The sequence below is a fragment of the Amycolatopsis sp. NPDC051371 genome, assembly GCF_040682155.1.
Taxonomy (GTDB): domain Bacteria; phylum Actinomycetota; class Actinomycetes; order Mycobacteriales; family Pseudonocardiaceae; genus Amycolatopsis.
Window position 1 is genome coordinate 57,178 of sequence record NZ_JBFBAG010000004.1, and the last position, 20,844, is coordinate 78,021.

Consider the following 20,844-nt stretch of genomic DNA (forward strand, 5'->3'; position numbering starts at 1 on the left):
TGAAGGCCCCCTTACCGGCTCTTATGGCCGGTAGGGGGCCTTTACGGCTTTTCAGCGGGTCAGTGCGCGAGGGCCAGAGCCGGAGCGGCGTCCGCCTCGGCTTCCGCGCGCTGCTCCATCGCCGACTTGTCCGACAGCGGCTTCTCCTTGAGGAACCACACCAGCGCGAACCCGACGGTCAGCACGATCCCGCCGACCAGGAACACCGTGCTCATCGACTCGGCGAAGCCCTGCAGGATCGGCCGGGCCAGCGTCGGGTCGAGCGAGGACAGGAACGACGTGTCGTTGACGTCCAGGCCGCTCTGCATCTGCTTCGCGAACTCCGGGTGCTGCGCCAGCGCCGACGTGTAGGCCGGCGTGGTCATCGCCGAGCGGATGGCGTTCGCGATCCGGTCGCCGACCGTGCCGAACAGGATCGACAGGAACACCGCGGTGCCCGCCGTGCCGCCGATCTGCCGGAAGAACGTCGCGGCCGAGGTGGCGACGCCGATGTCCTGCGGACGGACGTCGTTGGTCGCGGCCAGCACCAGCGTCTGCATCGAGGCGCCGAGGCCGAGGCCGATCACGAAGGCGATCACCATGACGAAGGACAGCGAGGTGTCGACGCTGATCGTCGACAGCGCGAACAGCGCCGCCGCCATCAGGCCGATCCCGGCCACCGCGAACATCTTGTAGCGCCCGGTCTTCGCGATCAGGCGGCCGCTGGTCAGGCTGGCGACCATGATGCCCAGCGTCAGCGGGAGCATCTGCAGGCCGGCCTGGGTGGGCGTCGCGCCCTTGACGATCTGCAGGTAGAGCGGCAGCGACATCATCGCGCCGAACATCCCGGCACCCTGCACGACGGTGACCAGCGTCGCCATCCGGAACACGGTCCGCTTGAACAGGCGCAGCGGCAGCAGGGCGGCGTCGCCCATCCGGCGTTCGATCCACACGAACGCGGCCACGCCCAGCCCGCCGACGACGTACATGGCGATCGACGCGGCCGAACCCCAGCCCCACTCGCGACCCTGCTCGGCGACGATCAGCAGCGGCACCAGCCCGGTGGCCAGCGCGACGGCGCCCCAGTAGTCGACCTTCTGGTCGACGCGGGTGTGCGGGAGGTTCAGCACCTTGGTGACGACGACCAGCGCGGCGAGCGCGATCGGGACGTTGACCAGGAAGACCCAGCGCCAGCCGGTGATGCCGGCGAAGGAGTCGACACCGGCGAAGAAGCCGCCGACGACCGGGCCCAGGACGCTCGAGACACCGAAGACGGCCATGAAGTAGCCCTGGTACTTGCTGCGCTCACGCGGCGCGGTGATGTCGGTGATGATCGCCAGCGCCAGGGACATCAGGCCACCGGCACCGAGGCCCTGGAAGGCGCGGAACGCGGCGAGCTCGTACATCGACGTCGCCATTCCGCTGGCCAGCGAGCCGACCAGGAACAGCGAGATCGCCGTCAGGTACATGGGCTTGCGGCCGTAGAGGTCGGACAGCTTGCCGTACAGCGGCGTCGAGAGCGTCGCGGTGATCAGGTACGCCGTGGTGGCCCAGGCCTGCAGGGACAGGCCGTGCAGCTCGTCGGCGATGGTGCGCATCGACGACGAGACGATCGTCTGGTCGAGCGCGGCGAGGAACATGCCGAGCATCAGCCCGGACAGGACGGTCAGGATCTGGCGGTGGGACAGTTTGCCGTTCGTAGCGGCTGCTCCTTCCGCCGTGGTGGTGTCGCTCATGGTGGTCTCCCTCGGTCAGCCTTCGCTGTAGTTGCTTGTACCCCTCAACTACTTGCCTCAGCCAAGTATTCCGCGGAAGCTTGTATCGTGCAATCAAATATTCTGTGAGCCCGGTCTCCCGCCTCGCTTGACGGCCCGCGCGACCACGGTGACCTCCGCGGACGGCACATCGAGGCTGGTCACGAAGGTGTAGAGGTCGCTCAGGTCCCGGCACCACACCGCGGCCATCAGGTCGTGACACCCGTGGTGGCGCGGGTGCCGTGGACCATCGGGTGCCGCGCCAGCGCACGTCCGACGTCGTCGAGCCGGCCGGGCGGGACGGTCATCCAGACGTTGGCGTCGACCGTCAGGCCGCGCGCCGCGACGTCGATGTTCGCGTAGGTGCGGCCAGGGCATCGGCGATCACCGGCGTCCGGCCGCGGAGCACCTTGACCCGCAGCAGCATCGCGCCGCGCAGGCCGTGCGCCGGATCGGGAACGCAGACGACGCTCAGCCGCCCATCGGTCTTGAGCCGGGCGATGACCCGGGTGACGGTGCGCGCCGAGAGGCCGAGCACCTCGGCCCATGCGGAAATCAGTGATCGACATCGTGGAAACCCTGGCTGCCGGCATCCGGCGGCCGGCACCCCCACCCACGTCGCTCGAAGACGTCGTGGCAGGTCGCCGACGTCGGCGCCGGGCGGCTGGACCTCTTCTGGCAGTACGGCACCGACGCGACGAACCTGGTCGGCGCGGCCCTGATCGGCGCGGCCCTGATCGCGCGCGAAGCCGGCGCGGTGGTCACCACCGCCGACGGCGCCCCGTGGACGCCGTCGGCCGGCAGTTTCCTCGCCGCCGCGCCGGCCCTGCACGAAAAGGCCGTGGAAATCCTGCGTCAGGCGGAGTAGCCCGGGATCGGGAACGGCGCCAGGAACTCGCGGATCTCCGCGGCGATGGTGTCGAGCGAGGACTCGTCGGACGCGGCCGCGGCGGTGATCGTGCGGTCGATCCACTCCGCCACCTGGACCTGGTGCTCCGGCCGCAGACCGCGGGTCGTGATCGCGGACGTGCCGAGCCGGATGCCCGACGGGTCGAACGGCTTGCGCGGGTCGAACGGCACCGTGTTGTAGTTCAGCTCGATGCCCGCGCGGTCGAGGGCCTGCGCGGCCGGCTTGCCCGCGACCCCCTTGTTCGTCAGGTCGATCAGCAGCAGGTGGTTGTCCGTGCCGCCGGACACCAGGTCGTAGCCGCAGGCGAGCAGCGCGTCGCCCAGCGCGCGGGCGTTCGCGACGATCGTGTGCGCGTAGTCGCTGAACGACGGCTGCTGCGCCTCCCCGAGCGCGACGGCGATCGCGGCCGTCGTGTGGTTGTGCGGGCCGCCCTGCAGACCCGGGAACACCGCTTTGTCGACCGCCTTGGCGTGCTCGGAATCGGAAAGGATCATCGCGCCGCGCGGGCCGCGCAGGGTCTTGTGCGTCGTCGTCGTGATCACCTGCGCGTGCCCGACCGGCGACGGGTGCGCGCCGCCCGCGACGAGCCCGGCGATGTGCGCGATGTCGGCGACGAGGACCGCGTCCACCTCGCGCGCGATCTCGGCGAACGCCGGGAAGTCGATCGTGCGCGGGATCGCCGTGCCGCCGGCGAAGATCAGCTTCGGCCGGTGCCGGCGTGCGAGGTCGCGCACCTGGTCTAGATCGACGCGGCCGGTCTCCTTCGCGACGCCGTAGCGCACCGGGTTGAACCACTTGCCGGTCGCCGACACGCTCCAGCCGTGCGTGAGGTGGCCGCCGTCCGGCAGCGCCATGCCGAGCACCGTGTCGCCGGGCTGCGCGAAAGCCAGGTACACGGCCAGGTTCGCCGGAGACCCGGAGTACGGCTGGACGTTCGCGTGGTCGGCGCCGAACACGGCCTTCGCGCGCTCGATGGCCAGCAACTCGACCTGGTCGATGAACTGCTGGCCCTCGTAGTAGCGCTTGCCCGCGTACCCCTCGGAGTACTTGTTGGTGAGCACGGTGCCGGTCGCCTCGAGCACAGCCTGCGAGACGTAGTTCTCCGAGGCGATCAGGCGGATCTTGTCGTGCTGGCGCTTCGCCTCGTCCTCCACGAGCCCGGCGATCGCGGGGTCGGCGGCGGCGAGTGCGTTCAGTTTCGGCTGGTGTGTCATGGCGTACTCCGGCTCTGGAGTGGCCTTCACCCAGGCGCGCGGTGCCGGCCTCGTCGTCGCTTCCCGGTGGTGCTCCACCTCGATGGCGCCAGTCGCTGCTGCGGGGAAGAGCCTAGTCCACCGCGCGCGGGGCCCGGCGGTGTTCGGCGCACCACTTGCGGGTGCAGCCCGACGTGCGGTCGCAGAACGGCCGGGCGCACGTCGCGCAGCGCTTCACCCGGCGCCAGCCGCCGACCGTGACGAGCTCCGCGAGTCCCGCGGCGCCCGCCGCCAGCTCGCTCTCGCTCACCGACGACGTCACGTAGACGATCCGCCAAGTCGCGCCCGTGTCGACGAGCCGCGGCCGCGCTCCCGCCTCGGCCAGCACGGCGTTGAGGCGGCGCGCGGCCGCGTGTTCGTCGGGCAGCTGCGCGGCGATCCCGCACAGCTGCGCGTTTCCTTTGCGCAGCAACCGTTCCGCCACCCCGAGTTCGGGATCCAGTGCGTGGAACGGCGGCACGACCGCGTGCTTGCGCACGTCAGTCGACGACCACGACGCCCATGGACCGGGCCGTGCCCGCGATCGTGCGCATCGCCATCTCGACGTCGGCGGTGTTCAGGTCCGGCAGCTTGCGCTCGGCGATCTCGCGCAGCTGCTGCGTCGTGAGCTTGCCGGCGACCTCGTGCCCGGGTCGTGAAGAACCCTTGTCCCCCAACGCCTTCTTGATGAGGAACGACGTCGGCGGCGTCTTGAGCCGCAGCGCGAACGAGCGGTCCTCGAACACCGAGACGACCACCGGCACGATGTCGCCGCGCTGGGCCACCGTCGCCGCGTCGTAGGCCTTCTTGATCTCGACGAGGTTGACCCCGGTCTGCCCCAGCATCTTGCCGAGGTCGACGACCGGGGCGTTGCCCGCGGCGAGTTCGAGGGTGACCTGGTGGGTGAGTTTCTTCGGAGCCATGCCCCGAAGCTAGAGTCTCCAGTTACTGGAGAGTCAAACTCAATCCAGGGGCTTGGCGCCGGCCTTGTGCCGCCTCGCCAGGTCCTGGTAGACGGGCGCGTTGTGCTCCACCCACAGCCGTGCGGAGTCGGTCAGCGGCACGAACTTCTTGGCCGGGCTGCCCATCGCGACGACCTCGGACGGCACCTCGGTACCCGGCGTCACGGTCGCGCCGGCCGCGACCAGCGTCCGCTCGCCGATCTTCGCGTCGTCCAGGATCGTCGAGCCGTTCCCGATCAGGGCCTGCTCGCCGACGGTGCAGTCGTGCACCAGGCACTGGTGGCCGACGGTGGCGTTCTTGCCGATCTCGCACACCTTGCCGACGTTGACGTGCACGACGGAGTTGTCCTGGATGTTGGCGCCTTCGCGCACGATGATCTTGCCGAAGTCGGCGCGCAGCACGGCGCCGTACCAGACCGAAGCGTCCTTTTCGACGACGACGTCGCCGATGAGCGTGGCGGTGGGGGCGATGAAGGCGTCCGGGTGGACCTGCGGGCTGAGCCCTTCGAACGAGAACAGAGGCATGCCCGCACCCTAAACCGCCCCCGCGCGCGCTCAGCCCGTGATCGCCGCGTTGATCAGGATGTCGACGGCTTTGTCGTTGCGCGTGGTCTGCGGGACGATCTGGGTGTCGCGCGGGTAGAAGCCCGGGCTGCTGCCCTTCGGGTACATCTCGAAGGTGAAGCTCCAGATCTTGTGCGTCGCCCACATCCAGTCGTTGACGCTGCCGTCGGTGATGTAGAGGTCGCTCGACTGCTGCGGCGTGTAGCCGTTGGTCGCCGCCATCTGCTTGCCGAGCGTCTCGAACTTCGTCGCTTCGGCGGCGGTCAGCCCGGGCGCCGTCCGGTCGTAGGTGTAGCCGAACGGCCAGAGCACCAGCTCGGAGTAGGTGTGGAAGTCGATGTGCGTCTTGATCTGCTGGACACCGCCGACCACGCGGGAGTTCACCCAGTTCGAGACGGCCCGGGTCTCGGGCGCGGAGAACGCCGCCGTGCCGCGGTAGGTCTCGCTGGACGTCGAGCCCGAGGAGCCGCCGCAGCAACCCCACTTGTAGCCCCAGTTGCGGTTGGTGTCGGTGCCGGGGCCCTGGCGGTTCTTGCGCCAGCTGTGGAACGTGCCGCCGGAGATGTCGTACTCGGAGCCGTCCGGGTTGACGCTCGGGACGACCCAGATCTCGGTGCTGTCGACGAGCCGCTTGATCGCGCTGTCGGTGGCGTACCCGCTGGTCAGCCGCTGGACGATGCGCAGGCACATCTCGGTCGTGAGGTGCTCGCGCGCGTGCTGGTTGCAGGTGAACAGCACCTCCGGCTCGTTCTCGTCGGTCGCGGCGTTGTCGGAGATCTTGATCAGCGACAGCGCGCGGCCTTCGTAGGAGTTGCCGGCGCTGCCGAGCTTCGTCAACGCCGGGTAGTTCGCGACGGCCTTCTGCAGCTCGGTCTGGGTCTCGGCGTAGGTGTGGTAGCCGGTGTAGTCGGCCGGGAAGTCCTCGACGGTCGCGGTGCCCTGCGGCCGGTTGACCGCGGAGAGCGCTCTGACGCCGAAGCCGAGCGCCCGCAGCTGGGCCGCTTCGCCCGGGTTGGCGATGACGGTGGTCGTCGCGCCTTCGGTGTCGAGGATGTCGGCGCCGGTCCGGGCGACTTCGGTGCGCAGCTGGGCCGTGCCGGTGCCGGTCACCTCGTACACCTGCGGTTCGGTGGGCTGGGCGGCACCGGCGTGACCGCCGGTCGTGAGCATCAAGAGGGCGGCCGCGGCCGCCGCCAGGCACGTTCGTGAGCGCATCACGTCTCCTGCTCTCGGGGGTTTTCCGAGAGTGGCCGGAGCCGGACGTAGTGCACAATCCGTACGTCTACGGATCTAAAGGGCGTTTCTAGCCGTAGTTGGCGAAGCAGAGCGCCTCGATGTCGGCACGCAGCGTGGCGAACGGCCGCGGGCGCACCCGCTGCTGGACGACGGTGCCCAGCAGGTACGACAGCAGCGCACGGGCCCGCGCCCGCGGGTCGTCGACGTCCAGCGGGGCGAGCAGCTCGGCCAGCAGCTCGGTGAGCGAGGAGAGCATGGCGTCGATGGCCTGCGGGTGGTGCGCGCGCCCGGCCGCGATCCAGTACTCGAACCAGAGGAACGCGGCGTTCGGGTTGGCGGCGAAGACGCTCAGGTACTCCTCGAGGACGGCGAAGAGGCGCTCGCGGGGCTCGTCGTGCTTCGCGGCGACCTCGCGCAACCCCGCGGCGAAGGCGGTGATGTGCGCGGCCATGGCGCGGTCGATGAGGACGTCGATGTCGGCGAAGTAGTAGTGGATCGCGCTCTTGGTGAGCGGCCCGGCGTCGGCGATGGCCCGCACGGTGCACCCGGCGAGCCCGTCGCGCGCGAGGACGACCCGCGCGGCTTCGACGATCTGTTCCTGCTTGGCCAGCTGGTTGGGAGAGAGCCGCTCGCTGCGACCGGGGACTGCGCTCACGGTGATTCTCGTTACCTTCTTCCTGGACGGCAGCCCCGAATCCTAGGGCAGACGTCCCGCGGGTGGCCTCGGGGTGAAAAACCGGATTGGCCACCCCGGTCCGCGCAGCGGACAATGCGCGCATGGTGATCTCAGGGGACAAGGGGCTCAGCCCGGCTGCGCGCAGCCAGCTGGAGAAGGAAATCGCGAACCTCCGCGTGCAACGGGCCGCTCTCGCGCCGCAACCCGGCGAGCAGGAGCGAACGGGCGACGCGGCGGACCAGGCGGACGTGATCGACCGCGCGGAGGCGGCGGCGCGACTCGACCGCCAGATCGCCGACCTGGCCGCGAAGATGGAGCACGGCGGTTACGGCAACGCCCAGCTCCCCGACGGCACAACGGTGGCCCTCCGCTTCGCGGACGGCGACGAAGAGACGTTCCAGGTGGTGACGGTCCCAGGCGAGGACGCGGACGCGATCACGTCCGACAGCCCCCTGGGCCTGGCCCTGGTGGGCCGCAAGGCGGGCGACGAGATCACCTACCGAACCCCCCGAGGCGACGCGAAGGCCACGGTGCTGAAGGTGACCCCGCCCAAGTAAGCCCCAACCCCCGCAGCGAAGGCCGTCTCCCCCGGGAGGCGGCTTTCGCTGTCTGAATTTGACCCGTAAGGGTGGTTCCCCCGAGGAGATTCCTCCCGCCGCGGCGGACTTCGCGTACGTCGCAACGCAAACAGGGACCTTCCGGAATCCGGAAAGTCCCTGATCTTCTGCTTGAGCCGCCTAGGGGAATCGAACCCCTGACCTATTCATTACGAGTGAATCGCTCTGGCCGACTGAGCTAAGGCGGCATGCCACCGGCTCGCGCTGGCGACGTCAGCAAGTGTAGCGGAGGCTGTCAGCGTCACTTTCCGGGGGGACTGTCGTTAGGGCCCTATGACGTCGGTCTCACTCCCCGGTCGACCTATCTGGAGGCTCTGGCACATGCGGCGAAGACTGCCCCGTTCGGTGGCCCTGCCGGCGGCCGCGGCGTTGCTCCTGTTCAGCGCGGCGCCCGCGAACGCCGACCCGACCTATCCGACGACGCCGATCCCGCAGCCGGCGAACCCGGGGCAGGCGCCGATCTCGGCGCCGATCGGGCCGCAGCCGCTGGGGCAGGCCGTCGGGGACGCGGGGACCGCGCTCGGCATCATCCGGTTGCTGCCCAACGCCGTGCCGACGAGCACGATCCTGCCCGGGTTCGGGGAGACGCTGCCGAAGCAGTCCGCGCTCGAGGCCGGGATGGGCCTGTCGAGCGCGTCGGCGAACTCCGACGCTTACCTGAGCTACGAGAAGGCGATCGCACAGGCGTCGCCGTTCGGGCTGTCGGTGGGCGGGAACGCGCCGCAGACGCCGGGCAGCGTCGTGCAGACGGCCTTGCCGGACAACCCGCAGCCGATCAGCGGTGGCCTGAACGCGCCGCCGAATCCGCTGCTGAACATCGGGCTGCTCAACGGGAGCGCGCACGCGCGGTGGAGCCCGACGCTCGGCCCGTGCGTCGACACCATCGCGGACGCGAGCACGTCGGTGGCGAGCCTGTCGCTGCTGAACGTCATCCCGTCGATGCCGAACCTGGGACTGGACGCGCTGAAGCCGAAGCTCGACCCGAGCACGCTGGCGAGCGGGTTCGACCTGACCAAGGGCCTGCAGAGCCTCGGTGGCCTGCTGCAGGGCGGCGGCCAGACCGCAGCGAACGGCAACGGCTCGCTGCTGAGCCTGCCGAACACGCTGTCGTCGCGTTCGCAGGTGAAGCTCGTCGACGTGCCCGGCTCGAAGAACAAGGCCGTGCAGTCGACGTCCACGCTGCAGGCCGCGGACATCGAGATCCTCAAGGGCACGCCGCTGGCGCTGAGCATCAAGGTGGCCAGCCAGCCGACGCTGAAGGTGACCTCCACCGGCGACGCGAAGACGTCCAAGGTGGAGTATTCCGCGCCGGTGCTGACCATCGAGGCAGCCGGGAAGACGCTGTACACGCTGGACGCGGCGCACCCGACAAAGGACATCCCGATCGGGCTGCCGCTGGCCGGGCTGAGCGACCAGTTCGGGCAGCTCAACGACATCCCGGTGGTCGGCGGCCTGGTTTCGACGCTCACCAAGGGCATCCAGCAGGTCGGCAACACCGCGGGGACCGTGCTCGACCTCGGCGTCCTGCGGCTGAGCATCGCCGGGCTGGACCAGAAGTCGGCGCAGATGACCACGCCGTTCAAGGGCTTCCAGCTGGGTGCGTCGGCGCGGCTGTTCGACCTGCAGCTGCTGCCGACGGCGAAGCTCAAGAGCCTGCTGCCGGACGACCAGGCGAAGAACCTGCCGTCGTCGCTGGCCCAGCTGTCGCTCGGCGAGCAGGTGGCGCGGGCCTACGCCCCGACCGGCGGCGTGGTCTGCGGGACCGCGTCGACGCCGCCCGCGGGCGGCCAGGCACCGAAGGGGCCGGTGAAGAACCTCGCCTACACCGGCGGCGCGTACGACACGGTGCCGTTGTTCTGGTGGGGCACGGCGATGCTGCTGCTCGGCGTGGTCATGGTGGCCGCGATGCCGGGTTCGCGACGTCGTCCGCTGGCCGTGACGGTCGAAGAGAAGCCGTTCAAGCCGTCACCGCGTCCGCGCGAGTGACCTGAGACAGCCCCCGGGGGGCAGTGGAGGAACCCGCCAAGAGCTCCGGCTCTTGGCGGGTTCTTCGTTCGTCAGGTGCCCAGGGCCGCCAGGGCGCGGCGCAGCCTGGCCGGCTCCGGCCGCGGCGTCCGGAGGGTGGCGAGCGACTCGTCGACGACCTCACGGTCGGTGCCGGACAGCGCCCAAGCCGAGAACCAGCCACAGCAGCGCAAAGCCCAGGAACCGGCCGAACGCGGCTCCGCGCCGGACCGTCAGCCACACCACCCTTGCCCGCGCGGAAACCGCAACGGATCCAGGGTCACCGGAATTCGTACCCGGAACAATGTCCTTTCGGGCGGACCTCAGCCCTGGCGAAGAGTCGTGACCATGGCTTCGACGGCGATGCGCGGCTTGACGTTCAGGTCGATCGCCTCGCGGCATTCCAGCACCGCTTCGAGCCGGCGGAGCGTCGATTCCGGTGTCCACGCCGAAGCCGCTTCGGCGATCTGGTCGGCGTGGTCGGGGTGGTTGAGCGTCGCGCCGGAGCGGGTCGTCGTCACCAGGACGTCGCGGTAGAAGCCGGCCAGGTCGATCAGGGACAGGTCGAGCGTGTCGCGCTGGGTGCGCGTCGCGCGGGACTTCTGCTTCTTCTCGAGCTGCTTGACCGCCGCTTCCGCGGCCCGCTTCGCGCCGGCGACGCCCTTGCCGATGCCGTCGCCGCCCATTGCTGTGCGCAGTTCGTTGCGCTCGTCCTCGTCGCGGCCCTTGCTCGCCTCGCCCGCGTCGGCCTCCGCCGCGCTGATCAGCTGGTCGGCGCAGGTGAAGACGTCACCGGGCCGGCGCAGGCCCAGCGGGATGCGGAGCACGGTGGCCCGCCGGTGCCGGGCGGCCTCGTCCGTGGCGAGGCGGCGCGCGCGGCCGACGTGGCCGCCGCACACCGAAGCCGCCCAGTGCGCGCGCTCCGGGTCGACGTGGTCGCGGCGCATCAGGACGTCGGCAATTGCTTCCGGCGGCGGGGTCCGCAGCGTCACCAGGCGGCAGCGCGAGCGGATGGTCACCGAGACGTCGTCGGGGTGGTCCGACGGCGCGCAGAGCAGGAAGACCGTGCGCTCCGGCGGCTCCTCGACGGCCTTCAGCAGCGCGTTCGACGCGCCTTCGGTGAGCCTGTCGGCGTCCTCGATGATCACGACCTGCCAGTGGCCGGTGGTCGGGCGGCGCGCGGCCGCCTGCACCAGCGCGCGCATCTCGGCGACCGAGATCGACAGGCCTTCCGGCACCACGAGCCGGACGTCGGCGTGGGTGCCCGCCATCGTCGTGTGGCAGCCCGGGCAGGCGTCGCAGCCGGTGCCGGTGCTGCACTGCAGGGCCGCGGCGAACGTCCGCGCGGCCACCGAGCGGCCGGACCCGGGCGGGCCGGTGAGCAGCCACGCGTGCGTCATCGCGCCGGGCGGGGCGGGCTCGCCGGCGACGATCTTCGCGGCGGCCGCCGCGGCCGAGGCCAGCGTTTCGACCGCGGGCTCCTGGCCGACCAGCTGGTTCCAGACGCCGATGCGTTCGGTCGTCGTCACTTCGCCTCCACGCGAGGCTCTTCCGGGGTTTCGACGGGCAGCGGGTCGTCGAGGTCCAGCGGCAGGGTCGACGGCAGGTCCGTCGCCGGCCCGTCGGCGGTCGCCGGGTTTCCGGTGGCCGGCGTGCCGGCCGTCGGGGCCAGCGCGGACAGCCGGCCGACGAACACGGCGCGCAGTGCGGTGCGGATGCGCTCGGCGACCTCGGTGTCGGTGCCGTCCGCGTCGATCACGACGTACCGTTCCGGGTCGGCCGCGGCCATCTCGGTGAGCAGGTGCTGGACGCGCCACTGGTCGTTCATCGCGGTCGCCCGGTCGCGCGGCGCGCCGTGCGGGGCGGAGTCCAGCAGGACAGTCAGGTCCGGCCGCAGCCGCCCGGTCGCCCAGTCGGCGAGGCCTTCGAGCTCGTCGCTGTCCAGCCCGGCGACGGCCGACAGGTGCGCCAGCGGCGAGTCGACGAACCGTTCCATCACCACGACCGAACCGGCGTCGAGCGCCGGCTGCACGTGCCGCTCGACGATGTCGGCCCGCACCGCGGCGGCGGCCAGCGCCTGGGCCCTCGCGCCGGTCAGCGAAGCGCCCGAGACGAGCGCGGTGAGCCGCTTGTCGTCGAGCGCCGGATCGGCGGCGACCACCACGGGCCGGGTGCCGCCGCGCATCCAGTCGGCGAGGTTGACGGCCTGGATCGCGGTGTTGATCGCGGTGGTGCCCTCGACGGCGATGAGGAAGCCGTTGACTCGCCTCGGCGTGCGGCGCAGCGCGTTGCGCAGGTCCGACAGGATCGGCTCGGTGCGCTTGTCGTCCATCTGCCGGTAGGCGAAGAGGCCGGCGACCAGCGCGATCGCGGCGCCGGCGAGCATGATCGGCCGGGTGCCGTCGATCGTGACCGGGCTGCCCCAGACGTTGATGGTGCGCGGCGCCACCACACCGACCAGGACCGGAACCGTGACCGTGGTGCCGAACAGCACCAGCTTCATCATCAGCTGGTAGATCGCGTTGATCCGGCCGCGGATGGCGTCTTCGACACGGGAGCCGATGATCGTGACACCGGTGAGGAACGCCGTCCCGGCCCAGAAGCCGACCAGCACCACCGTGATGAGCGAGATCGACAGGTGCGGCGACAACGCCACCAGCGCGAGCGAGAGCCCGGCCGCGATGATCGAGACGCCGAACAGCCGGTCGTGCGGGAGCCGCCGGGAGAGCTTGGGCGCGAAGGCCATCCCGGAGGCCAGGCCGAGGAAGACGGCCAGCACCAGGAGGCTGAACGCCGAGTCGCCGGCCAGCAGGCTCGAGGAGTACGGCTTGGCCGAGCCGATGACGGCGCCGCCGGCCGCGAACGCGCCGAAGGCGCCGACCAGCAGGCCGCGCACGAGCGGCGTGCTGCGGATGAACCGGAAGCCGTCGGCGATCATCCTGCCGATGCCGAGCTTCTCCTCGTCGGCCGCCTGGACCTTCTGCTCCGGCAGCGCGTGGACGTTGCGCAGCGAAAGCTCGGGGATCCGGGTGGCGATGAGGATCGCGCTGGCCAGGTAGAGCAGGCCGGTGATGACGACGACCAGCTTCGCGATGTTGAGGCTCGGGTCGCCGGAGAACAGGTGGAACGTCGTGTTGACGCCGGTGATGATCGCGTTCGCGCCGGCCGCGGTGACGACGGCCAGGCCGTAGGTCATCACCATGCCGAGCTGGTTGGCGGTCTCGACCTGGTCCGGCCGGCGGAGCAGGTTCGGGACCGCGGCCTCTTTCGAGGGGATCCACATGCTCGCCGCGCTGCCGACGAGGAAGTTGCCGGCCAGCAGCCACCACGGCGCGCTGACGAAGGCGATGGACAGCAGGAAGCCGCAGCGCAGCAGGTCCGCCACGATCATGACCTTGCGGCGGTCGAACCGGTCCGCGAGCAGCCCGCCGACCGGGGCGAACAGCAGCCCCGGCGCCAGGCCGGTCAGCACGACACCGACGAAGGCGAAGTTCTGCGCGAAGTAGTTGTTCGTCAGCTTCGTGGCGAGGCCGGTGAGGGCGAGGATGTTCAGCCAGTCGGCCACGCTGCACAGGTACGTGACACCCCAGAGGCGCCGGAACGGTTTGATCGCCAGTACCCGCCGGACCCGGTTGATCGTGGACGCCTCGGCGCCCGACGACCTACCCGGGCCGGCCCCGGGTACCGATCGCACGCCCTCGCTGATACGCCCACCCCACTAGTCACCGCGGTGCCGGGACGCCATCATGAGGTCGCCCGACCGTGAAGCCAGAGTAGCCCGATCGGCCCTTGCCTCGCGGACGGCCCCGAGGTGCCGGTGGGGTGGGGAACAGCGATCGAACGCTAGTCGAACAGTCCGGTCACGCTGCTGACCAGGCTGGACACCAGCTCGATGGCGACGACTCCGAACACGATCAGCAACACCACGGCGAGCATGACCCCCGCCGCACTCGACGACGGCCGGCTGAACGCCGGCATCGACATCGACGGCAGGCGCCGCCGCTTGACGGGCACCACCTCGAGGTCTTCGTCGAAGTCGTCGTCGGCGGGTGCCTTCTGCCGCACGGGCCGTTGCAGCGGCGGCCGGTTCGGCCACGTCCGCCGCCGGTTCCGCTGGCGCGGAAGGAGCCCCATCGGCGGCGCCACGTCTTCGCCGACGCTGCTCGTGGTGCCGGCCGGCGGGATCGCCTTCGGAGTCGAGGCGTTCTCCTCCCGGAGGGTTTCCTCGACCATCCGCCGCACGGCTTCCTCGTCGGGCGGCACGGGCCCCGCTACCGGGAAGGCAGCGGGCTCGTGGCCATTGGCGACCGCGGTGCGTGGCTCGGGGGCCGCTGTGACCAGTCCCGAGACGGGGTCGGCGAACATTTCGCCGGGGGCTTCGGACAACGTGCCGTCGCGCTGCGTGAGCTCGGGGGCATTGAAGAAGGGAGCCTCACCGTTCGCGCTCATGGTGACCACCTCACTACTGAATGTCCTCGCCTTTCCAGGGTAGCGACGATGGCGGATAACGCATCCGCCCAATGGCTCTGTCTCCAGTGGAGGGTCGGTCACGCAGCGCAAGCCCGTGCCCGAACCCCCTGCAGTGTCCAGTCAGACGGTGGTTCGGTCGACCGCCAATGGTGACGGATCGTAGTGAGTCGGGTCACAAGGGCCGTTGGGAGGGGCTGGCCAAGGGCGGGCCTTCGGTGACCAGTTTGCCGGTCTTCGGTCGGGTTGGGGACGGGTTTCCCTGGAGGCGACTGGTTAGTGGGGTGCGCCGGTCGGCGGGTCGGTGGCGGCTGGTTGGAGCAGCGGGTTGCGGGAGCGTGGTGACTGCCTGTTTCGGTTGGCGTGCCCGCGCCGGCTCGGGCACGTGGGCCGGACCGGGCCGCCGCCGGCAGCGGCTGGCTTGGCCGACTGGGCGCTCTTCGCGGCGACGGATTCAAGCCGACTGAGACCGCACCGGCCACCGGTGCCGGTTGGCGAGTTGGCAGCGGCTGGCTAGAGCACGGCCCGCGCGAGCGCGGTCGCCGTCCGGCTACGGCGCGACCAACCGGCTTGGGCGCGGGGACAGTCAGCGGCCGGCGTGGCCTGCCGGACGCTCCCCAGCGACGGATCCACGCCGGTTGCGATCGGGCGGCCGCGTACCGGGGCCCGGCAATGCTGACGCGCCAGCATTGCCGGACCGCCGGCTCGGCTGGCGTTGCGCCGGCCGGGACTGCGCGACCCGACCTCGGCCGGCAGGAGAGCTGCAAGTGCCGTCGGGGGCGGCGGCCGCTCCCCCTGCACCGCCGCGCTCCAGTTCTCAGGGCACCTCCTCGTGTCCCAGGTCGATCATCTTCCGGCACCAGTCGCGGAGCATTTCGCGGCTGAAGGGGCTCAGGACCAGCTGGCGGCGGCCGTCGCCGCGGTCCAGGGCCGCCAGGGCGAACCGGCCCAGGTCCGTGTCCACCAGGACGAACCCGTGGTCCGGGAACTCCGCGCACAGGCCGCCGAACGCCAGCATGTCCAGCACCGCCGTGCCCGAGCGCGGGCGGGCCAGCAGCTCGCGCATCGCGCCCACGTCGGCGTCCTGGCCGTCGTGGACCAGGCCGTCGTCGTCGACCGACAGCCAGATCGCGCGGGGCGAAGCGCCGAACGGGGCCTCCGGCAGCTCCGCCACCAGCATCTCCGGCAGCTCCTCGAAGTCGGCGAGGTGGATCGCCGTACGGCCGGGCAGCGAACCCATCATGAAGGCCCGCTCGCCGTCCGCGTAGCAGCGGATGTCCGCCGTCTCCGGCCCTTCGTCGAACACGCCGCACAGCGCCGCCCGGACCGAACCGCGCAGCATCAGCGACACCACCTCGAAGCCGACCTCGTTGAGCTCCCCGTCCACGCCGAACGGTGTGCCGTCGATCCAGGCGGCCCACGCCGTGTGCCGCTCGACCTCCTCGACCAGATCCGCGGGGTCGTCGGAGACCGGGCCGTGGACCAGGATGTCGTGGTCGCTGACCTCCGGGTTGTAGAGCCGGTCGACCGGCTCGCGGTCCGGCATCGCCGCCAGCACCGGGCCGGCCGCCAGCTCGAGCAGCTCCAAGGCCGCCGTACGTTCAGCCATGCCGCCGCCTCTCGTCCGCCTCGGCCTCCGAACCGGTCTCGCCCGCCGGCGCCGCCCACCGCTGCTCCGGGACGCCGCTGTTCAGCTCGGCCGCCGCGAGGATCGCCTCGCGGACCGTCAGGTCCCTCGAGGCCGCCACGACCACCCGGTCCACGCCCTCCCCGGCTGTCGTCCGCACCTCCGCGTGCTCAGGCATGGCTCTGCACCGCCTCGACGATCCACTGCTCGGCCGTGCTCCGCGATGCCGGACCCCACGTGACCGTCCAGCGCCCGGTCCGGCCCACCGCGGCACTGAACTGGTACCGGCCCAGGTCGTTGTCCACCAGCCCGAACGCGCCGTGCGGGTACTCGGCCAGGATCGCGTCGCGCACCGCGAGGTCGACCAGCACCGTGCCCAGCCGCGGCCGGGCCGCGCACTCGCGGATCAGCTCGACCGCCCGCTCGCACCGGCGCGGGATCAGCCCGCCCTCGTCGGTTTCGATGCGCAAGTGCTGCCCGGGGCCCGGCGGCCGGTCGGGCAGGCCGTCGAACACCCAGCCCGGCAGCTCGCTCAGGAAGCCGGACCGCAGGCGCGCTCGGTTGCCCAGCTTGTGCAGCACCGTGGTGTAGTCCTCGTCGCCGAAGAACCGCACCTCCCACGGCTCGCGCCGAGTCGGGAAGACACCGGTGACCACGCCGCGGATGAAGCCGCCCCGCAGCGCCCGGTACAGCCCGACCGCTTCGGGCGTGACCTCGCCACCCGGGGCGAGGCCGATCGCGGCCATCCCGGCGACGAACCGGGTGTACTGCTCCACCTCGTCGGCGAGGTTCCGCGCGGGCGCGGAGCGACGACCCGGCAGCGGTTCGGTCTCCGCCAGCACCGGCGGGATCTCGAACTGGGGGTCGTAGAACTCCATCACCGAGGGCCGCTCCGGCACCTCGGCCGACAGCGGAGCGATGACCTCGTCGATGACGTCGAAGACGGCGACTGAAGTGTTCACCCCTAGATTGAACACCCTGGCACCGACAATTTCTCGCACATATGTTCGAGTGGGTGACATCGTTCGGTGAGCGGTCGCCGAGCGGCTCAGGCATGCTCCGGCACCCGCCCTTCGACGAACTCCGCGAGCCTGCCGACGCTTCCGGGCAGCCACCAGAACCGGCGGTGGCCGCCCTGGCGTCTGCCCAGCGCCGCCAGGTGCCGGCCGCGGTCGTCGTCGACGAACGCCAGCATCTCCCACGGCCACCGCGAGCCGTCGCGGGTGATGTCGAACTGGACGGTGCCGAGCCGCGGCCGGCGCAGGTCGTCCATCAGATCGAAGATCAAGCAATCCTGTTCGGGCTCGATCACTCCACGCTCGTCGGCATCGAGGCACAGCCCTTCACCCGGCGCCGGCGGGCGAGGCGGCAGCCGTGTCAACGCCAGGGCGAGGAACTCCGCGACCGAACCCGGCGAGGGCCCGGACATGCGCAGACCGTCCCCGGCGACGCCGAACCGCGTCCGGTCGTCGAAGAACGCCGACGTCCACGGCTCCTCGAACACCGCGACGGCCACGCCGCAGACGCCGCCGCTGCCCGCGAAGCCCGGGAGCGAGTCGATCAGGTCCGTGGCGGTGGAACTGCCGGCGGCCGCCGCCCGGACCGGCTTGAGGATCTTGGTGGTCACCGTGTGCACGGTGCGTGGTGTTGTGGTCACGCGTTCATGAAACCCGGGACCACCGACAATTTCCCGAACATCCGTTCGAGGTGTCACCCGAAAGTGTGGCCGGACGCCGTGAAGGCCCCCAGCGCACCGGGGGCCTTCACGAGCGGTCTTACTTGGCCTTCGTCGCGGTCGAGCTGCGCTTCGTCGTGGTGGACTTGGCGGTCGCGGCCTTGGCGGTCTTGCTCGTGCCCGCCTTGACCGTCTTCGCCGTCGTCGAAGCCGGCTTCCGCGCCGGCGCCTTCCGCTTCGGCGCCGGCCCCTTCGCCCGCTTCTCCGCGAGCAGCTCGGACGCCCGTTCGGCGGTCAGCGACTCGATTTCGTCGCCCTTCCGCAGGGTAGCGTTGTACTCGCCGTCGGTCACGTACGGGCCGAACCGGCCTTCCTTGACGACCATCGGCTTCTTCGACGCCGGGTCCTCGCCGAGCTCCTTGAGCGGCGGCTTCGCCGTGGCGGAACGCCCGCGCTGCTTGGGCTCGGCGTAGATCTTCAACGCCTCTTCGACCGTGATCGAGAACAACTGGTCCTCGGTCGAGAGCGAACGCGAGTCCGTGCCCTTCTTCAGGTACGGCCCGTAGCGCCCGTTCTGCGCCGTGATCTCGTCACCGGACTCCGGGTCCTTGCCGACCACGCGCGGCAGCGAAAGCAGCTTCAGCGCGTCTTCGAGCGTGATGGTCTCGATGTCCATCGACTTGAACAGCGAACCCGTACGCGGCTTCGGCGCCTTCGCCTTGGCGGCCTTCTTCTGCGCCGGCGTGGCGTCCTCGGGAATCTCGATCTCCGGGAGCACCTCGGTCACGTACGGACCGAAACGGCCTTCCTTCGCGACGATGTCGTGCCCGCTCACCGGGTCGGTGCCCAGCGTGCGGCCCTCCTGCGGCGTCGCGAACAGCTTCTCCGCGATCTCCTGCGAGAGCTCGTCGGGCGGCAGGTCCTCGGGCAGGTTCGCGCGCTGCGACTCGCCGTTGACCTCGCGCTCGAGGTACGGCCCGTAGCGTCCGACCCGGACGACGACGGTGTGCCCGTCGGCGTCGCTGAACAGCGGGATCGAGTTGATCTCCCGCGCGTCGATGTCCTCGACACTGCCTTCGACCAGCTTCTTCAGCCCGCCCAGGCGGCCGATCGAGCCGTCGACGCCCATGTCGCCGCCGAAGTAGAACTTCGACAGCCACTGCGCGCGCTGCTCGTTGCCGGACGCGATGCGGTCGAGCTCGTCCTCCATGCCGGCGGTGAAGTCGTAGTCGACCAGCCGCTCGAAGTGCCGCTCCAGCAGGCCGATCACGGCGAACGCGACCCACGACGGAACGAGCGCGGAGCCCTTCTTCCAGACGTAGCCGCGGTCCTGGATGGTCTTGATGATCGACGCGTACGTCGACGGGCGGCCGATGCCCAGCTCTTCCAGCTTGCTGACCAGGCTCGGCTCGGAGTACCGCGCCGGCGGCGACGTCGTGTGCCCGTCCGGGCTCAGCTCGGTCGCGGTGAGGGCCTGGTCCTTCGCCAGCACCGGCAGGCGGCTCTGCTTGTCGTCGGCCTCGCCACCGGTCTCGGTGTCGACCGCCTCGACGTACGCCTTCAGGAAGCCCGCGAAGGTGATCGTGCGGCCCGAAGCCGCGAAGGTGCACTCCTCGCCCGAAGTCGCGTTGCCGACGATGCGCACGGACATCGTGGTGCCCTTGGCGTCCGCCATCTGCGACGCGATCGTGCGCTGCCAGATCATCTCGTAGAGGCGGTACTCGTCGGTGTCCAGCTCGCTCGCGACCTGGCCCGGCGTGCGGAAGACCTCGCCCGAGGGCCGGATCGCCTCGTGCGCCTCCTGCGCGTTCTTGACCTTGCGCGTGTACTGGCGCGGCGACGGCGAGACGTACTCCTTGCCGTACAGCTGCGTGGCCTGGCTGCGCGCCGCCGAGATCGCCGACTCCGACAGCGTCGTGGAGTCGGTACGCATATAGGTGATGTAGCCGTTCTCGTACAGCTTCTGCGCGATCCGCATCGTGCGCTCCGAGGTGAACCGCATCTTGCGGCCCGCCTCCTGCTGCAGCGTCGACGTCATGAACGGCGCGTACGGCTTCCGCGTGTACGGCTTCTCTTCGACGCTCGAGACCTTGAAGTCCCGCTGCTTCAGCGCGTCGGCCAAGCGCCGCGCGTCGGCCTCGGCCAGCACGCGGATCTCGTTGTTCGAGGACTTGAGCTGCCCGTCCGAGCCGAAGTCGCGGCCGGTGGCCAGGCGTGCGCCGTCGACGGCGACGAGCCGCGCCGGGAAGCTCCGCGGCGAAGCCTCTTCACCGGCGTCCATCGTCGCGGAAATGTCCCAGTAAGACGCCGACGTGAAGCGCATCCGCTCTCGCTCGCGCTCGACGACGATCCGGGTCGCCACCGACTGCACGCGGCCCGCCGAAAGCTTCGGCATGACCTTCTTCCACAGCACCGGCGAGACCTCGTAGCCGTAGAGGCGGTCGAGGATGCGGCGGGTCTCCTGCGCGTCGACGAGGTCGGCGTCCAGCTCACGGGTCGAGTCGGCGGCCGCGAGGATGGCCTGCTCGGTGACCTCGTGGAAGACCATCCGGCGGACCGGGACCTTCGGCTTGAGCGTCTCGAGCAGGTGCCACGCGATGGCCTCGCCCTCGCGGTCGGGGTCCGTGGCGAGGTAGAGCTCGTCGACGTCCTTCAGCAGGCTTTTGAGCTCGGTGACCTTGGACTTCTTGTCCGGGGTCACCACGTAGAGGGCCTTGAAGTCGTTGTCGACGTCGACGCCGAGGCGCGCCCAGGCCTCGCCCTTGTACTGGGCGGGCACGTCGGCGGCACCACGCGGCAGGTCGCGGATGTGCCCGACGGAGGACTCGACGACGTAACCGCCGCCCAGGTAGGGGGCGATCTTGCGGGCCTTCGTCGGGGACTCGACGATCACCAGCCGCCGGTGCCCGGCGCCGTTGTCCGCCGATGCCCCGGTCTTCTTGGTCCGTGCTCCTGCCACGCTGTCCTGCTCTCCGCTCATCTCGTCCCGCCGCCGCGGAACTGCACCACGTCCGGTCCCCGTGAGGGTCCGAGCCCGTGTCTCGACCTGTCAGTGTGCACGCTGTCGCAGCCCGGACGGCGTGGAGGTGGCCCAACACGCCGCCGGTCCTGTGCCCAGCGCATCGCCGCTGACCTCGACGA

Annotated in this window: 18 protein-coding genes and 1 tRNA gene; 3 read left to right on the forward strand and 16 right to left on the reverse strand. The window is 70.6% G+C overall.

The annotated features are described in order from the left end of the window. Positions 1-59: 59 nt before the first annotated feature. Positions 60-1,715, reverse strand: a complete 1,656-nt coding sequence (locus tag AB0M59_RS06710; RefSeq protein ID WP_364609856.1) for an MDR family MFS transporter — start codon at positions 1,713-1,715, stop codon at positions 60-62. A gap of 682 nt (positions 1,716-2,397) precedes the next feature. On the opposite strand from AB0M59_RS06710, the gene AB0M59_RS06715 reads away from it, so the two are divergent. After that, positions 2,398-2,601: a hypothetical protein gene (locus AB0M59_RS06715; protein ID WP_364610690.1), complete on the forward strand. Its 204-nt coding sequence runs from the start codon at positions 2,398-2,400 to the stop codon at positions 2,599-2,601. On the opposite strand, the gene glyA is transcribed toward AB0M59_RS06715, so the two are convergent. The 6 genes from glyA to AB0M59_RS06745 all read right to left on the reverse strand — a co-directional run bounded on the left by glyA (position 2,589) and on the right by AB0M59_RS06745 (position 7,292). After that, on the reverse strand, positions 2,589-3,857 hold the full coding sequence (glyA, locus tag AB0M59_RS06720) for a serine hydroxymethyltransferase (protein ID WP_364609859.1): 1,269 nt from the start codon (positions 3,855-3,857) through the stop codon (positions 2,589-2,591). The genes AB0M59_RS06715 and glyA overlap by 13 nt on opposite strands. Before the next feature lie 112 nt (positions 3,858-3,969). Beyond that, a complete protein-coding gene (locus AB0M59_RS06725) occupies positions 3,970-4,374 on the reverse strand; it encodes a hypothetical protein (protein ID WP_364609862.1) in 405 nt (134 codons plus the stop codon). Between the two features lies 1 nt (position 4,375). Then, the gene (locus tag AB0M59_RS06730) at positions 4,376-4,798 is read right to left on the reverse strand and encodes a 50S ribosomal protein L11 (protein ID WP_364609865.1); all 423 of its coding nucleotides are present in this window, start codon (positions 4,796-4,798) and stop codon (positions 4,376-4,378) included. 39 nt (positions 4,799-4,837) lie between these two features. Then, the gene (locus tag AB0M59_RS06735) at positions 4,838-5,362 is read right to left on the reverse strand and encodes a gamma carbonic anhydrase family protein (RefSeq protein WP_364609868.1); all 525 of its coding nucleotides are present in this window, start codon (positions 5,360-5,362) and stop codon (positions 4,838-4,840) included. Between the two features lie 30 nt (positions 5,363-5,392). Further along, positions 5,393-6,598, reverse strand: a complete 1,206-nt coding sequence (locus AB0M59_RS06740) for a M14 family metallopeptidase (RefSeq protein WP_364610693.1) — start codon at positions 6,596-6,598, stop codon at positions 5,393-5,395. 106 nt (positions 6,599-6,704) lie between these two features. After that, positions 6,705-7,292, reverse strand: coding sequence for a TetR family transcriptional regulator (locus AB0M59_RS06745; protein ID WP_364609871.1), 588 nt, complete (start codon positions 7,290-7,292; stop codon positions 6,705-6,707). A gap of 122 nt (positions 7,293-7,414) precedes the next feature. Here AB0M59_RS06745 and AB0M59_RS06750 point away from each other — a divergent pair, with 122 nt between their 5' ends. After that, positions 7,415-7,870: a GreA/GreB family elongation factor gene (locus tag AB0M59_RS06750; RefSeq protein ID WP_364609874.1), complete on the forward strand. Its 456-nt coding sequence runs from the start codon at positions 7,415-7,417 to the stop codon at positions 7,868-7,870. 174 nt (positions 7,871-8,044) lie between these two features. On the opposite strand, the gene AB0M59_RS06755 is transcribed toward AB0M59_RS06750, so the two are convergent. After that, positions 8,045-8,118 (reverse strand) — tRNA-Thr (locus tag AB0M59_RS06755). Positions 8,119-8,251: 133 nt separating this feature from the next. On the opposite strand from AB0M59_RS06755, the gene AB0M59_RS06760 reads away from it, so the two are divergent. Continuing rightward, positions 8,252-9,916, forward strand: coding sequence for a hypothetical protein (locus AB0M59_RS06760; RefSeq protein WP_364609877.1), 1,665 nt, complete (start codon positions 8,252-8,254; stop codon positions 9,914-9,916). 341 nt (positions 9,917-10,257) lie between these two features. Here AB0M59_RS06760 and AB0M59_RS06765 read toward each other — a convergent pair whose 3' ends face one another. From AB0M59_RS06765 to topA, 8 genes are all read right to left on the reverse strand, one after another. Beyond that, positions 10,258-11,463 carry a DNA polymerase III subunit delta' gene (locus AB0M59_RS06765; RefSeq protein WP_364609880.1) on the reverse strand — a complete coding sequence of 402 codons (1,206 nt, stop codon included), beginning with the start codon at positions 11,461-11,463 and terminating at the stop codon, positions 10,258-10,260. Further along, on the reverse strand, positions 11,460-13,628 hold the full coding sequence (locus AB0M59_RS06770; RefSeq protein WP_364609883.1) for a dTMP kinase: 2,169 nt from the start codon (positions 13,626-13,628) through the stop codon (positions 11,460-11,462). Before AB0M59_RS06770 ends, AB0M59_RS06765 begins: the two co-directional genes overlap by 4 nt. A gap of 149 nt (positions 13,629-13,777) precedes the next feature. Then, positions 13,778-14,383 (reverse strand): hypothetical protein, encoded by a 606-nt coding sequence (locus AB0M59_RS06775; protein WP_364609886.1) that lies wholly within the window; start codon positions 14,381-14,383, stop codon positions 13,778-13,780. Between the two features lie 835 nt (positions 14,384-15,218). Then, complete coding sequence (locus tag AB0M59_RS06780) at positions 15,219-16,010, reverse strand: hypothetical protein (protein ID WP_364609889.1); 792 nt, start codon at positions 16,008-16,010, stop codon at positions 15,219-15,221. Beyond that, positions 16,003-16,206 carry a hypothetical protein gene (locus AB0M59_RS06785; RefSeq protein ID WP_364609892.1) on the reverse strand — a complete coding sequence of 68 codons (204 nt, stop codon included), beginning with the start codon at positions 16,204-16,206 and terminating at the stop codon, positions 16,003-16,005. The genes AB0M59_RS06780 and AB0M59_RS06785 overlap by 8 nt, the downstream gene beginning before the upstream one ends. After that, a complete protein-coding gene (locus AB0M59_RS06790) occupies positions 16,199-16,990 on the reverse strand; it encodes an ESX secretion-associated protein EspG (protein ID WP_364609895.1) in 792 nt (263 codons plus the stop codon). The genes AB0M59_RS06785 and AB0M59_RS06790 overlap by 8 nt, the downstream gene beginning before the upstream one ends. An 86-nt stretch (positions 16,991-17,076) precedes the next feature. After that, positions 17,077-17,655, reverse strand: a complete 579-nt coding sequence (locus AB0M59_RS06795; protein ID WP_364609898.1) for a hypothetical protein — start codon at positions 17,653-17,655, stop codon at positions 17,077-17,079. 148 nt (positions 17,656-17,803) lie between these two features. Beyond that, on the reverse strand, positions 17,804-20,683 hold the full coding sequence (gene topA / locus AB0M59_RS06800) for a type I DNA topoisomerase (protein WP_364609901.1): 2,880 nt from the start codon (positions 20,681-20,683) through the stop codon (positions 17,804-17,806). Positions 20,684-20,844 lie beyond the last annotated feature (161 nt).

Coding starts and splice junctions, on each gene's coding strand:
- AB0M59_RS06760 (WP_364609877.1), top strand. CDS start 8,252: ATGCGGCGAAGACTGCCCCGTTCGGTGGCCCTGCCGGCGGCCGCGGCG.
- AB0M59_RS06785 (WP_364609892.1), bottom strand. CDS start 16,206: ATGCCTGAGCACGCGGAGGTGCGGACGACAGCCGGGGAGGGCGTGGAC.
- glyA (WP_364609859.1), bottom strand. CDS start 3,857: ATGACACACCAGCCGAAACTGAACGCACTCGCCGCCGCCGACCCCGCG.
- AB0M59_RS06780 (WP_364609889.1), bottom strand. CDS start 16,010: ATGGCTGAACGTACGGCGGCCTTGGAGCTGCTCGAGCTGGCGGCCGGC.
- AB0M59_RS06735 (WP_364609868.1), bottom strand. CDS start 5,362: ATGCCTCTGTTCTCGTTCGAAGGGCTCAGCCCGCAGGTCCACCCGGAC.
- AB0M59_RS06775 (WP_364609886.1), bottom strand. CDS start 14,383: ATGAGCGCGAACGGTGAGGCTCCCTTCTTCAATGCCCCCGAGCTCACG.
- AB0M59_RS06750 (WP_364609874.1), top strand. CDS start 7,415: ATGGTGATCTCAGGGGACAAGGGGCTCAGCCCGGCTGCGCGCAGCCAG.
- topA (WP_364609901.1), bottom strand. CDS start 20,683: ATGAGCGGAGAGCAGGACAGCGTGGCAGGAGCACGGACCAAGAAGACC.
- AB0M59_RS06710 (WP_364609856.1), bottom strand. CDS start 1,715: ATGAGCGACACCACCACGGCGGAAGGAGCAGCCGCTACGAACGGCAAA.
- AB0M59_RS06730 (WP_364609865.1), bottom strand. CDS start 4,798: ATGGCTCCGAAGAAACTCACCCACCAGGTCACCCTCGAACTCGCCGCG.